The sequence below is a fragment of the Pseudomonas sp. UBA5706 genome, assembly GCF_002419965.1.
GTDB lineage: Bacteria > Pseudomonadota > Gammaproteobacteria > Pseudomonadales > Pseudomonadaceae > Aquipseudomonas.
On the sequence record NZ_DIHC01000001.1, the window covers coordinates 126,722 to 139,238 of the forward strand.

Consider the following 12,517-nt stretch of genomic DNA (forward strand, 5'->3'; position numbering starts at 1 on the left):
CAGCAGGCTGCGTGCATGAACGAGCCTAATCAGATTCAACATGAAGAAATAGCGCGCCGCCGGTGGCATCAGAACCTGCCACTGCTCTTGCTTGAAGCCGGCCTGTTGCTGAGCTGGAGTTCGGGATTCATCGGCGCACGCTTGTCCATTGATTACGCACCCGCATTGCTGGTGGCATTTTGGCGTTGCGTAGTGGTTTCCCTTCTCCTGTTGCCCTTCGTTTGGAGACCACTGCTTGAAACCTCTTTTCGCATTCTGCTGAGACACGCAGGGATCGGATTGTTGGCAATGGCAGGGTATCTGACCGGGTTGACGCAAGGGATCACGCTCGGCGTTCCGGCCGGGCTCGTTGCGCTGTGCGCAGATCTGCTGCCGCTGGGTATGGCGCTGCTGTGCGGCCGCGTTTCTTGGTGAGCGGTTAGTGCGTCAGGTCTGGATGGGGTAGATCGTCGGGCTGATGGGCGTGATGTGGGTTAGCCAGGGTGCGCTGGGGTTGGGCAAAGCACCGCTGTGGGCCTGCGCCTTGCCAGTAGCGGGCATGCTGTCGCTTGCGGTAGCGACATTGTGGCAAAAACGCACCAGCACCTCACAATCAATGAGCCTTTTGCCCAATCTCTGGCTGCAATGCTTTGTATCGAGTTTCGCCTTTGCCGTCATTGAAGGCAGCCAAGGTAGTCTGGCACCGATTCCTACTACGGGCTTCGCTTTGAGCGTGCTGTGGACAGGCCTGTCCACTCTCGGCGGCTATGGGCTGTATTGGCTCTGCCTGCGCCGGAGCACAGAAACCCGCGCTACCCGCGTGCTATACCTGAGCCCGCCGATTACCCTGCTCTGGGCCTGGGCCATGTTCGATGAACCGCAGTCCTGGCAGATGGGGGCCGGGATGGCGATTGCCGCCATAGGCATCTGGCTCGTGATGCGCGCCGATGCCCGGAAAGCCTTCGAGGCGTCATGCAATTCAGTTTCGACGGCTCCCTCTAGCGGTTCAATCGGCGGTCGAGGTGTTGCCCGCCAGCACCTCCCAATGGCGAGGGATCGCTGACTTAAGCAAGTATTCCGATCAACAGCATTTCCAACATTCGTTCCTAGGTTCTGTACGAAAAGTCGGCGAGCGAAGGTCAGGCAAGGCAAAACAGGCGAGGAAGCGGAGTCTACGTGTTGTAAATGAGCATTCTGAGCCTGTTTTTAACGCAGCATCACCGAGCGCAGCCACTTTTCGTACAGAGCCTAGGCCCATTCCGTACGCAGACACATGCAGTGACCGGTCGGCACCATGCTATCGCCAGCACACAGAGCAAGGCCCGGTAGACCTGGCTGATGTGCAGGATCCTGACAGGCGGGTACTTGTCGCAGCGATTCGACGAAAAACGAGCCCTGCCCATGAAGCGCTGTTGGTGGTCTGCAACCACCAACGGCACGATAAACAACAGGATCTGATCCGTCAGCCTTGATAGAAAAAGCGAGATTAAAAATGCAAGGTAATCCTTATGCACGCAGGACTCCTTGCATCTGGTAATGCGTCACAGCCTACGTCTAGCCGTACGCACATTGCTTTAATATGACATTCGGGAGGTAACTTGGCTGGACGCTTATAGCCTGACGGCCCATCACTCAGGTAAAGCATGTCCTTCTAAAATCTCAAATCCGTCGTCAGTGGGTGCGTAACCCACGATTTTTCGGGTCTTGTCAATGGAAAGGCGTTTGTATCTATTGTCTGATACGCCATGGATCACATGAAACCCGCTCAGCTCGGCATCCACGCAACTTCTCAGTAACGCTACGACATCCCTATCGCTGATAAACGCAGCTACATCTCGGTGGCTGTGCGTCTCTCCATGTTGAAACTTGGCTACGTTGGCAATACGGACTGCGATGGTTGTCATCTGGCCATCGTTTGCATACATCGATGCAAGAGCCTCCCCAAACGCTTTGCTGACCCCATAAAAGTTTCCTGGCCTAGGGGCCATATATTCATGCACCTGGACGTCTTTTGGATAACCCTCAATAGCCTGGGCGCTGCTCGCAAATATGAACCGCCTGCAACCTTGCGCCTTCGCGGCGACCAGCATGTTGTAAGTGCCAATAATATTTACAGGTAGCAGAGAAGTCATGAAGTCAGCGTCCGGACTCGGGTTTGCCGCTAGATGAATCACTGTGTCGATTCCTTCGCAGGCCTCAAGGCAGCTAGACTGATCCCTGATATCAAGTGAGAAACGTTGTGCGGTTTTTGGAAGCCTCTGTGCATCTACATCAGCGAGACGCAAATCCAATCTATCGGCTTGCGCTGTCCAAAAAGCAGTGCCAATACGACCGGCAGCACCTGTGACTAGGATTTTTCGCGTGCTCATGTGCATGTCCCCTTACCGTTAGGTTCGATCTTGGATTTTTAGCTTTTGCGATCAACAGATGAATAGCGGCCATCGCCTTATAGCGGACGTTCAACTCAGCAACCAAAATCGGTCTGATTTCTCTCCGCAAATACCCGGGCGCAGAGAAAGTCGACGAATACCCGCACCTTGGGAGAAGGGTGTTTGCTGGCAGGCCAGAGCAAATGGAACTCGCCATGGCGCTGCGTGTGATCTGGCAAAACGGTCAACAGTTGCCCCTCAGCGAGCGCCTGCCTGACCGAGAACTCAGGCAGATAGGCGATGCCCAGCCCCTGCAAGGCAAAGCACAAACGGGTTTCGATGGTGTTGCAGATCATCGAAGTAGGCAAGGCTAACTCCGGCTCATCGGCGGCACGGCGCAAGGTCCATGTCTCCAGCTTGCCGCTATGGGAAAAACGGTAGTGCAGACAGCTGTGTTGCAGCAGATCGGCCGGTACTTTTGGCGTGCCGCGCGCTGCGAGGTAATCCGGCGAGGCGACCAACAGTGAGGGGAAAGAACCGAGCTTACGCGCCGATAAACGCGAGTCCGTTGGCGCGCCGGTTCTGACCACGACGTCGAAACCTTCCTCGATCACATCGACCAGGCGGTCGCTGAAGTCCAGGTCCAATTCGATGGCCGGGTACTGGCGCATAAAGTCGCCGAGCACCGGGTGTACCAGCGAACTGACCAAGGGCAGGCTGACCCTAAGGCGTCCACGGGGCGCGACGCTGGCGTGCGACAGCTCCAGTTGCGCGGCCTCGATTTCAGCCAGAATCCGACGACTGCGCTCCAAAAACAGCATCCCTTCGGCAGTCAGGGTGACGCTACGCGTGCTGCGGTGAAACAGTCGAACACCGAGCTTCTCTTCCAGGCGCGCCACGCTCTTGCCGATGGCCGACGCCGATACCCCGAGAAATCGGCCCGCCGCCACGAAACTGCGATTCTCAGCAACCTGCACAAACACCACGAAGCCGTTCAAGCTCTCCACGCCGCCCTCCATTGCGGACATTCTGCTCCGCATAAAAGCGAACTCTACCCCAGTTTTTCTTTAATCCCGGAGTTTCTATGGTGGCGAGGTCGTGAACTTCAGAAGGAACCGCGCATGGCCCTCCCTCCACTCGCTTTATCCACCGGCACGCTTTCATCTCAGCTGTCTGCGCACACCGGGGCGTCGGTGCACCAGGCGCCCCCTTCGCGGTGGGCGAAGCGACAGCAGGAACTGAGTGTCATCGCTTCCACTAACACGTTGTACGAGGGCGTGTCGGGACGGCTCGCCGCAGACCTCCGAGACGCGGCATACGGCGTCGCGGGGTTAGGCCAATGAATTCAAAAATGCGCGATCACATGCCTTATGGACCCTTGCTGGCACTGGCAATGGCCGCCTTCATCACGATTCTTACCGAGGCACTGCCGGCGGGCCTGCTGCCCCAAATGTCGCAGGGGCTGGCCGTCTCCGAGGCGTGGATCGGACAAACCGTGACCGCTTACGCCATTGGATCGCTCCTGGCCGCCATGCCGTTAACGGTGGCCACCCAAGGATTTCGCCGCCGTCCCTTGCTACTCGCGGCCATTGCCGGTTTTGCCATAGCCAACACGGTCACGACGTTTTCAACCAGCTTCACGTTGACCCTCGCGGCGCGTTTTCTGGCCGGCGTTGCGGCCGGGCTGTTGTGGGCGTTATTGGCGGGTTATGCCGCGCGCCTGGTGCCCGAACGCAGCAAGGGCCGCGCCATTGCGATTGCAATGGTGGGCACCCCACTGGCGCTCTCGTTGGGCGTCCCGGCCGGAACCTTTCTGGGCAACATCCTGGGATGGCGCATGTGCTTTGGCATCATTAGCCTGCAGGCCATGCTGCTGATGGCCTGGGTGCGCTTCAACGTGCCGGACTTCGCCGGCAAGACTGAGGAAAAACGCCTGTTCCTGGGCCATGTATTCACACTGCCCGGCATTCGCCCCGTGCTCTTCGTGGTACTGGCGTACGTCCTCGCGCACAACATTCTGTACACCTACATCGCCCCGTTTCTGCAAATGGCGGGCCTGGGGTCGCAGACGGATATGGCCCTGCTGATCTTCGGCATCACCTCGTTGCTGGGCATCTGGATCGTCGGGCTGCTAATCGACCAGCACCTGCGGGCGCTGACCCTGGCAAGTTCCGCATTGTTCGGGATTTCAGCGCTGGTGTTGGGTATCGCGGCCAGTGAACCCGTTGCCGTTTTCATAGCGATAGGCGCGTGGGGACTGGCCTTTGGCGGCGCCGCAACGCTGTTTCAAACGGCATTGGCCCAAGCGGCTGGCGACGCATCGGATGTCGCACAATCCATGCTCGTGACTGCCTGGAACACCGCCATCGCTGGCGGGGGCATTGTGGGCGGCTTGCTACTCCACCGATTCGGCGTAGAAGCCTTCCCTCCTGCATTGCTTGTGCTGTTGGCGGCCACACTGAGGGTGACGTGGTCGGCCAAGCTGCACGGATTTCCCGCGGTGCAGGGGCTGAAATAGCAGGCAATTTGAATGCGCTGATGGGGTGGCAGGCAGCGGCGGACCTTGTGAGCAATGCGCACCTGAACGCTTTTTGCCGGAAGTGGAGTGGCATGACAGGCACCCAACGGCTAGAAGCGCTCGGAAGCGCCACAGGAGGAGCCAGTCTCTTCTCGGCAGATGCTCCGCCATGGGGGGCGGCTTCTCCTTCATTTCGCAGCGCCCCTCAGGAACTCGCCGACACCGAGACGTCGCACACACTCGTATTGGCGCGAGCGCTAACGGTGGTCGGACGGCGTAGTTTCGCCGGGCCTTACCACTGGTAGCTCACAGAGCCGATGACACTGCGCTCATCGCCGTAACGGCATGAGGTGGTGCACGACAGGTAAGACTCATTGGTCAGATTCTGCGCCTTCGCGGCCAGTTGCCAATGCTCGTCAATGTCGTAGCTGACCCGTGCATCGAAGCGGGTGTACGCAGGAATCTTGCGATCGGTGACGGTCGGCGTGGTACGGGTGGTGCCGGTGTACAGCGCGCCCACGCCGACCTTGACCTGCGGCAGACCGAACGCAGCCAGACGATAGTCGGTCCAGAGCGAGGCGTTGTGGTATGGCACCCCCTCCAGGCGTTTGCCAACGTTGGTGGCGACGTTGTCTTCCAGCACATGCGCATCGGTGTAGGTGTAGCCGGCCGTCATGCTCATGTTGTCGGTCAAGTCGGTCTTGGCCTCCAGTTCCAGTCCCTTGGAGCGGCTCTTGCCGTATTGCTCATACTGCGCCGTCAGGGCGTCGTAGGTGATCGCGTTGGTCTGGGTCAGCTCGTAGACCGCCGCACTAAGCATCGTGTTGCTGCCGGGCGGCTGGTAACGAATACCCACTTCGTACTGCTCGCCTTCGATCGGATCGAACGTCCCCGCTACACCGGGGTTGGCCACATCGGCAGGCTGGAACGACTGGCTGTAGCTGACATAGGGCGCCACGCCGTTATCGAACAGATAAAGCAGCGCGATGCGGCCGGTAGGTTTCTGATCATTGCGCGGCGTACGGTCGCTATTGACGAAGGAGTAATTACGGCTTTGCGCCCAATCCTGACGACCACCCAACAGAAATACCCAATGGTCGTCAAAGGTGATCTGGTCTTGCAGGTACAGACCCACCTGACGGCTGTGGATCTCCCAACCGGACTCCGGTGCCGTGTTGGTCCCGACGCCGGTGTAGGCAAAGGTAGACAGATTCAGGCTCGGTGCCAGTTGCGCCACCGTCGCACTGATGTGGCGATGGGTGTCGTAGGTCTTGTGGTAGTAGTCCACGCCCGCCAGCAGTGTGTGACGCCAGCGGCCTGCGTCGATCTTCCATTCAACATTGTTGTCGCTGGTCCAGCCGGTGGAGCGTTCTTCGCGTTCGCTGTAACGGCGACTTAGCGTGTTGCCCGAAATGCTCAACGGCAGCAGATAATCCCATGACACGTTGGACTGGTAATAGCGCAGGGCGTGGCGAACCTTGAGCGTGTCACTGAAACTATGCTCGAAAACATAACCTAGGGTGTCGATACGGCTGTTGAAGTGATCGTATCCGGGCTGGCCAACAAAATCCTCGCGTCCGATCTTGCGACCCGGATTCGGGCTGTAGGTGGTCATGGCGTACGTCAGCGGCGGAGTCAGGCCGGTCAGCGCTTCGGTGTGACTGGCGAGCACGGTAAGCGACGTGTCGTCGTTCGGTTTCCAGGTGAACGAGGGTGCGATGTAGCGTTTGTCGTCACGGATATGATCCACCTGAGTGTCGGCGTCGCGCCACAGGCCATCGAGGCGATAGGAGAATTCACCCTGCTCGTCCAGCGGACCGCTCAGGTCGAACGTGTACTGCTTGCGATCATGGCTGCCGTACTCGGCGCTGACCCGGTGCAAGGGCGTGTCGGTGGGCCGCTTGCTCACGGCGTTGATCAACCCGCCCGGCGACAACTGCCCGTACAGCACCGAAGACGCGCCCTTGAGCACTTCGGCGCGCTCCAGACCAAACGGCTCGACACCGCCGTCGTAGACGCTGGACTGCAATTTCATGCCGTCGAGCAGCATGCCGCCGGTCCCGGAGCCAACGTTGAAACCGCGCAAGGTGTAGTCGTCCGCCACTCGGCTGAAGCCATTGGGTTGGCTGACGAATCCGGGGGTATAGCCCAGCGCATCGGCCAGCGTGTCACTCTTGCGATCGTCCATCTCGGCGCGAGTCACCACGGAAATCGACTGCGGCGTTTCGATCAGGGGCGTGTCAGTCTTGGTCGCACTGGCCGCGTGTTTGGCCACATAGCCATAGACCGGACCGTAAGCCGACTCCTGATCAGACACTGCATCGATGTTCGACACACCCAATGTCAGCGCACCGGTCTGGGGCTGCACGCTCAGTGCTCCGCTGCCACTGATCAATAGCGACAAGCCGCTGCCTTGCAATGCCTGCTCGACGGCCTGCTCTGCATTCAACTGGCCGGAAACCACATGGGCCTGCCGCCCTTTGACGTCATCCGGCAGGAATACCACCTGACGGCCACTGCGCTGACCGATCGCGATCAGGGTCGCCTCCAGAGGACCGGCAGGCAAGGCGTACATCTGCCGCGCTGCGGCGCTGGTCGGCTCGTCAGCGAAAGTGATGTTTACAGGCGCAACGACAACGCTGACAGCAATGGCCAACGGGCAAAGGTGCTGGGGACGCATGAATGAATGACTCTCCGGTGTCAGGACAGAACAGCTGCAAATGGCACAGCACTGTCTTCCTTGTGCGATGAGCCAACGAAATATTAAGGGCCGGCTGAACTATTTTTCTGGCGGACTCAGCCCAGGGTCACACGGGTCCACAGCCGCAGAAAATGCTCGACGCGCAGCGGGAGGATATCGGCCATTGCAGCCAAAGCCTGGTCACTTCGATCGAGGCTGAATATCCCGGAGATTTTCAGTTGCGCAGCTTCAGGGCTGAGGGTCAGCACGCCTCGGTGATAAGGTCGCAACGCCTCGATGACCGTCGCCAGCGTCTGGTTGTGTGCTTCCAGCATGCCCTGCGACCAGGCTGACGCACTGTTGGCGGACGTGCCAATCGGCTCGATGCCGCTTGCGGTCAGCCGCGCACCCTGCCCCTCTGCCAGCGTCGCCCCCGAACCATTGACGTGGATCACCTGCAGGCGTTTGTGCAAGGCCCAGACCCGCGTTTCATGCGGCAACAGCATCATCATGCAGCGGCCCTCTGCCATGCTCGCGATCCCCAGGCGGGAACACAGGCGCAGGGCCTCCCGCTCGCTGGCCCGCACGTGCGCAATGGCACCGCCATCGAGCAATTGAACGTCGCGCTTGCGCCCCTCGAAACGCAGATTCACTGCACTTTGCGCGTTAAGGGTCAAGGACGAACCATCAGGTAAGACAACGTGTTCACGCTGCGCGGTGCCTGTGCTCAGATCGGCACGTAGCCCTGCCAATTGCCAGCCCGGACGGGTCAGGCAGTAGCTGCTTGCGGCCAATCCGCCCACACCCAGTGCCCCGCGCAGGAAAGCGCGACGCCGTATTGGACGATCCTTGGCCAGCATCCGGCCGCATACACCGTCGACACCGGCAAACGTCGTCTGCAATCGTTGCTGCAGCTGTTCCCAGGCCTCCTGATGCTGCCGATCCGCCGCCAGCCACTGTTCGAAAGAGCGCTGCTGGTGGGCGTCGAAAGCACCGGAGCGGTGGCAGGCCATCCAGTCGATCGCCTGCCGTACCGGGACGGGCAATGCAGCTTTCATGGTCGCGCCTCGAAACAGGCACGTAGCCCCTGGACAACGTACTGATGAACCCGTGGCGCAGATACGCCCAGTTCGCGGGCGATTTCGGCGTAGGTCAGCCCGTCGAGCTGGCTGTATAGGAACGCCGCACGAGCCCGGGAGGACAGGCCTTCGAGCAGGCGGTCGATCTCAATCAACGCCTCTATAGCCAGCGCCTGCTGCTCCGCCGACGGCGCGTACTGCTGAGGCTCGTTGGCCAGCGCGTCCCGGTAGGCGCGCTCCAGATCGCGTCGGCGCCAACTGGCGTACATCAACCGCTTGGCAATAGTCGTCAGCAACGCACGTGGCTCACGGATCGAATGCGGATCGTCCAGTGCCACCACCTGGACAAAGGTTTCCGATGCCATGTCGGCTGCATCGCTGGGACAGCCCAGTCGCGCCCGCAACCGATCAAGCAGCCACCCATGATGATCGCCGAACAGCTGATGGAGCAGGTCCTGGCGGGCATTCAAATTGACGAGGGCGAAACCAGAACGGGCTGCCATTGCTAGATCACTAATGAAAATGGTTCTCAATTCTTACAAATAGTAGCGCCTCTCGCAATGCGGGTCAGTGGTCAGCTTTGAAATGAGGGGCCTGATTTGGAGCTTGCGGCACTTTGCGCTCGTTTTTGTCGGAGGATTCAACAGCAGATTGCATCGCTCATGACGACGTTCGTTGAGTCCGCTGCCTGCAAAGAAGGCCCGAAGCCTTGATCAAAAAAACGGTGTTCAACAACCTGCCCGCCACCCGGAACCGGCCATGTGTGCACCATGGCCGGTCGAGACACTGCCGCTCAGTCGGGATTCAACGCTGGGTTTCTTTGGAGACGATCGCTTCGGCATTCATCTCCAGCTCGGTCCGGGGGGTGCTGAAAAATTTGTAGCCGCCCTTCAACCCGTCATTGACCAATGCCCACATGCCCTTGTTGAAGTCATAGCTGACGTTCTTCACGTTGTACGGCAGGTCCTTGTCGTAGAGCTGCACGCCGCTGAGAAACAGCGAGCGGTACAGCGCGCCGCTGGCATCCCAGGCGTCATACAAGCCGATGCCGAAGGTGTCTTCGTCCAGGTAGTAGGTGCGTTTGCTGTACACGTGGCGCATGCCCGGCTTAAGAGTGGCTTCCACCACCCAGACCCGGTGCAGCTCCCAGCGCTCGCAGGCCGGGTTGGCGTGATGCGGCAGAAATTGGTCTTCCTGCTTGCAGTCGAAGTAAAACTTGTAGGCGTTATAGGGCAGGTACATTTCCTTGCGGCCTACCAGCTTGTAGTCGAAGCGATCCTGGGCGCCGGAGAACATCTGCAACTCGTCGAACAGGTTGACTCCGCCCTGGTTGGACACTGGCGTGTCGTAGCCGAACTCCGGTGCCAGTTTGATGCGGCGCTGACCGGGTGTGTAACTCCAGGCACGGCGAGGCTTGGCGATGGGGTCCAGGTAATCGTCCAGCACAATCAGCTGGCCTGCACTGCGCGCCGGGTATTTATCCAGGGCGTACACGCGGGCATACATCTCCGGATCTCGGTCGGCCTGCTTGACCTGATAGAAAGGCTGCTCTTCGAAGGTGCGTTGCTCGGCCGTCTTGGTGACCGACCCGTTGGCATCGATGACCCAGCTGTTGGACGACGACGTCGTTGAATAACCGGGGCCGATCTTGTAGCGCAACTGCTGGTTCCACATCACTTCGTTGCCGTTTTTCGGGATCGGAAACGGTAGCCCGCCCCGGCAGACCGGATCGACAGCCAGTCCATTGTTGCGCGTCGAGCATCCACTGGCATTGCGTACCGTGGCATCGAGAACTTCTTTGGGATAGGCCGTGGTGCGATGGCTTGGGTAGATGTCCAGGTAATAGTCCGGGTATTTCTTGAGCAGCGTCTTTTGCCCCTCGCTCAGCTTGTCGGCGTATTTGTCGACGTTCTTGCCGTCGATGCGCAGCAGCGGCTTTTCCTCCTTGAAAGGGTCGACCCAGAAGCCACTGTCTGCAACAAAGCCTGCAGGCGGTTTGCGCAGTCCGCCGTCATAAGGCGGAATCGAGCCGTCGGCATTACCCGCCTGAATGGCACCGAAAAGCGTTAGATCCTTACCCAGCGCGGCAGCTTCCTGGGCAGTCACGGCGGCGCTGCCCGGCAGTGTATAGCCTACGAATGCGAGACCGATTAACAACGTTGAGAGTGAATGGCGCACAGGCGTTTCTCCTGAAAGGTTATTGTTGGTCAGGTGAAGTGTTGCGAATCGTCTAGAAAGAGGTTTTGAAGGTGAAGGCGAGCCAGCCGCGATCCGTGCCGCCGACACCGCCATTGCCCCCAACGGTGTTACCCGCCAGGGTTTTCGATTGCGCGGTGGTGTCGGCGTAACGCAGGCCGAATTCATAGCGTTGTGCATAGGTCGCTTTCAGCCCGGCGGACCATGCCAAGGCCCCCTCATTACCCCCACCGGCCACGGCAGCGTTGCCATGCAGCCCATAATTGAGGGTGACCGGGACGTCCAGATCCCATGACGGAAACACCGACAGATAGCTGGGCGTGAAATTGAGCGCGACGCCGTAGTAATCCCGCGTCGAGCAACCGTCCGAGACGCCACCGGCGCCAGCCACGCCAGTACGTTGATCAACGCAGCCGGGGTGCCCTTCGCCGTTGTAGAGCTCCTTGTGCTCAGTGATACGCTCCAGATGGCTATACGCGAATTCGCCCACTACCGTTGCGTTCTCTGCGAGAAAGCTGCGCGGCATCATGTAAACACCATTGAGGATGAAGTGCAGGCTGTCGCCGCGCGGCCCCTCATCGTCGGTCGGATCAACGCCTGTGGCATTCAGCGCGCCATTCATGCGGTATGAAAGATCGCTGCCCACGGCGACCGAATCGATCACCCTGGAGAAACTCAAACCGGCCAGTTTTACGCTACGCGGATAGACCAGCCGGTAGTCGCCCTGCGCCAGGCGCAGCTCTGGCGCCAGCCATGGCTGGTAATCGTCGAACTGGCGGTAGTAAGCGCCAAAGTTGGACTCCAAAGACTCGACGTTCAGCTTCGCCATCACGCCCCAGTTGGCGCCGTCGCGACCGAACTTCGACGAAGCATGATTGAGGTATTGCCCTTCCCCTAGCGGCAGCCGATCCGTGCCTTCGAAAAACGGGTCGGCAGGCGCGAAATAGGTTCCGCCATAGGGCAAGCGGGTGTTGTCCCATTCATAGAAATACTGCGCCGCCAGCGTCAGCGAGTCAGTGACCTGGGCCCTGGCGGATATCTGCCCAACCGGCAGAAACACTTCCTTGATCTCGATGCCGGGGCTGGTGACCGCCTTCACGCCGTCGGTCGGCGCCTGAGAGTAGGAAATGGCATGCGCTGCGAATAGCAGCCCTTCACCCCAGTAGTTGGTTTGCCGGCCGACCTTGACGTTGACCAGCGCGCCATTCAGGGAGAAATTCTTCCAGACGAACGCATCAAGCAACTCCGCCGACGGACCGTTGACGTACCGGCTGACCTGAGAGCTGTAGTGGTCGTTCTTGTAGCTGGTGCCGTAAGCGGGATTGCTCGGCTCGACGTCATGATCGTGGTACGCCTGGTCGTACCAGCCTGCGCCGCTGACGCGTGCGCCCCAGTCGTTGAGGTAAGAGAAATCCACCTCGCTGAGCACATCCACGCGGTTGGTCACCACGTCACCTTTGTCGAACTTGCCGTCGGATTCGTCGTAGCTCGGATTGTTCATGATCCGCTTGTCCTGCCCCTCGGCGCGCACGCCCAGCGTGTAACGCACCGTGTTATCCCAGCGCAGCTGATAATCGGGGTTAGCCAGGTCGATGGAGTCGGCGCGCACCGATCCTGCGCCCCCCAGCATCAGCAGCGTGATAGCGCTATGGGTCATCACCCTGCGGTCAAATCTGGTCATGTTTTTCATCGTTTT

8 protein-coding genes and 2 pseudogenes are annotated in these 12,517 nt (G+C 59.6%); 2 read left to right on the forward strand and 8 right to left on the reverse strand.

Annotated elements, in window-relative coordinates:
* Nucleotides 1-15: 15 nt before the first annotated feature.
* Nucleotides 16-937, forward strand: a pseudogene (locus B3I26_RS00560) (DMT family transporter); the annotation flags it as partial.
* A gap of 340 nt (nt 938-1,277) precedes the next feature.
* On the opposite strand, the pseudogene B3I26_RS00565 reads toward B3I26_RS00560, so the two are convergent.
* The 3 genes and pseudogenes from B3I26_RS00565 to B3I26_RS00575 all read right to left on the reverse strand — a co-directional run.
* Nucleotides 1,278-1,493, reverse strand: a pseudogene (locus tag B3I26_RS00565) (MFS transporter); the annotation flags it as partial.
* A gap of 114 nt (nt 1,494-1,607) precedes the next feature.
* Nucleotides 1,608-2,348 carry an NAD-dependent epimerase/dehydratase family protein gene (locus tag B3I26_RS00570; protein WP_296254229.1) on the reverse strand — a complete coding sequence of 247 codons (741 nt, stop codon included), beginning with the start codon at nt 2,346-2,348 and terminating at the stop codon, nt 1,608-1,610.
* 95 nt (nt 2,349-2,443) lie between these two features.
* A complete protein-coding gene (locus B3I26_RS00575; RefSeq protein ID WP_296254230.1) occupies nt 2,444-3,355 on the reverse strand; it encodes a LysR family transcriptional regulator in 912 nt (303 codons plus the stop codon).
* A gap of 344 nt (nt 3,356-3,699) precedes the next feature.
* On the opposite strand from B3I26_RS00575, the gene B3I26_RS00585 reads away from it, so the two are divergent.
* Nucleotides 3,700-4,866 (forward strand): MFS transporter, encoded by a 1,167-nt coding sequence (locus tag B3I26_RS00585; protein ID WP_296254231.1) that lies wholly within the window; start codon nt 3,700-3,702, stop codon nt 4,864-4,866.
* A gap of 292 nt (nt 4,867-5,158) precedes the next feature.
* Here B3I26_RS00585 and B3I26_RS00590 read toward each other — a convergent pair whose 3' ends face one another.
* The 5 genes from B3I26_RS00590 to B3I26_RS00610 form a co-directional block, all read right to left on the reverse strand.
* Nucleotides 5,159-7,546, reverse strand: a complete 2,388-nt coding sequence (locus B3I26_RS00590; protein ID WP_296254232.1) for a TonB-dependent siderophore receptor — start codon at nt 7,544-7,546, stop codon at nt 5,159-5,161.
* Nucleotides 7,547-7,662: 116 nt separating this feature from the next.
* Nucleotides 7,663-8,604 (reverse strand): DUF4880 domain-containing protein, encoded by a 942-nt coding sequence (locus B3I26_RS00595; protein WP_296254233.1) that lies wholly within the window; start codon nt 8,602-8,604, stop codon nt 7,663-7,665.
* Nucleotides 8,601-9,128, reverse strand: a complete 528-nt coding sequence (locus B3I26_RS00600; RefSeq protein WP_296254234.1) for a sigma-70 family RNA polymerase sigma factor — start codon at nt 9,126-9,128, stop codon at nt 8,601-8,603. Before B3I26_RS00600 ends, B3I26_RS00595 begins: the two co-directional genes overlap by 4 nt.
* Nucleotides 9,129-9,429: 301 nt before the next feature.
* Complete coding sequence (locus B3I26_RS00605) at nt 9,430-10,749, reverse strand: DUF1329 domain-containing protein (protein ID WP_409522011.1); 1,320 nt, start codon at nt 10,747-10,749, stop codon at nt 9,430-9,432.
* Nucleotides 10,750-10,855: 106 nt separating this feature from the next.
* On the reverse strand, nt 10,856-12,511 hold the full coding sequence (locus B3I26_RS00610) for a DUF1302 domain-containing protein (protein WP_296254235.1): 1,656 nt from the start codon (nt 12,509-12,511) through the stop codon (nt 10,856-10,858).
* Between the last annotated feature and the right edge of the window lie 6 nt (nt 12,512-12,517).

Coding starts and splice junctions, on each gene's coding strand:
- B3I26_RS00570 (WP_296254229.1), bottom strand. CDS start 2,348: ATGAGCACGCGAAAAATCCTAGTCACAGGTGCTGCCGGTCGTATTGGC.
- B3I26_RS00585 (WP_296254231.1), top strand. CDS start 3,700: ATGCGCGATCACATGCCTTATGGACCCTTGCTGGCACTGGCAATGGCC.
- B3I26_RS00590 (WP_296254232.1), bottom strand. CDS start 7,546: ATGCGTCCCCAGCACCTTTGCCCGTTGGCCATTGCTGTCAGCGTTGTC.
- B3I26_RS00595 (WP_296254233.1), bottom strand. CDS start 8,604: ATGAAAGCTGCATTGCCCGTCCCGGTACGGCAGGCGATCGACTGGATG.
- B3I26_RS00600 (WP_296254234.1), bottom strand. CDS start 9,128: ATGGCAGCCCGTTCTGGTTTCGCCCTCGTCAATTTGAATGCCCGCCAG.
- B3I26_RS00610 (WP_296254235.1), bottom strand. CDS start 12,511: ATGAAAAACATGACCAGATTTGACCGCAGGGTGATGACCCATAGCGCT.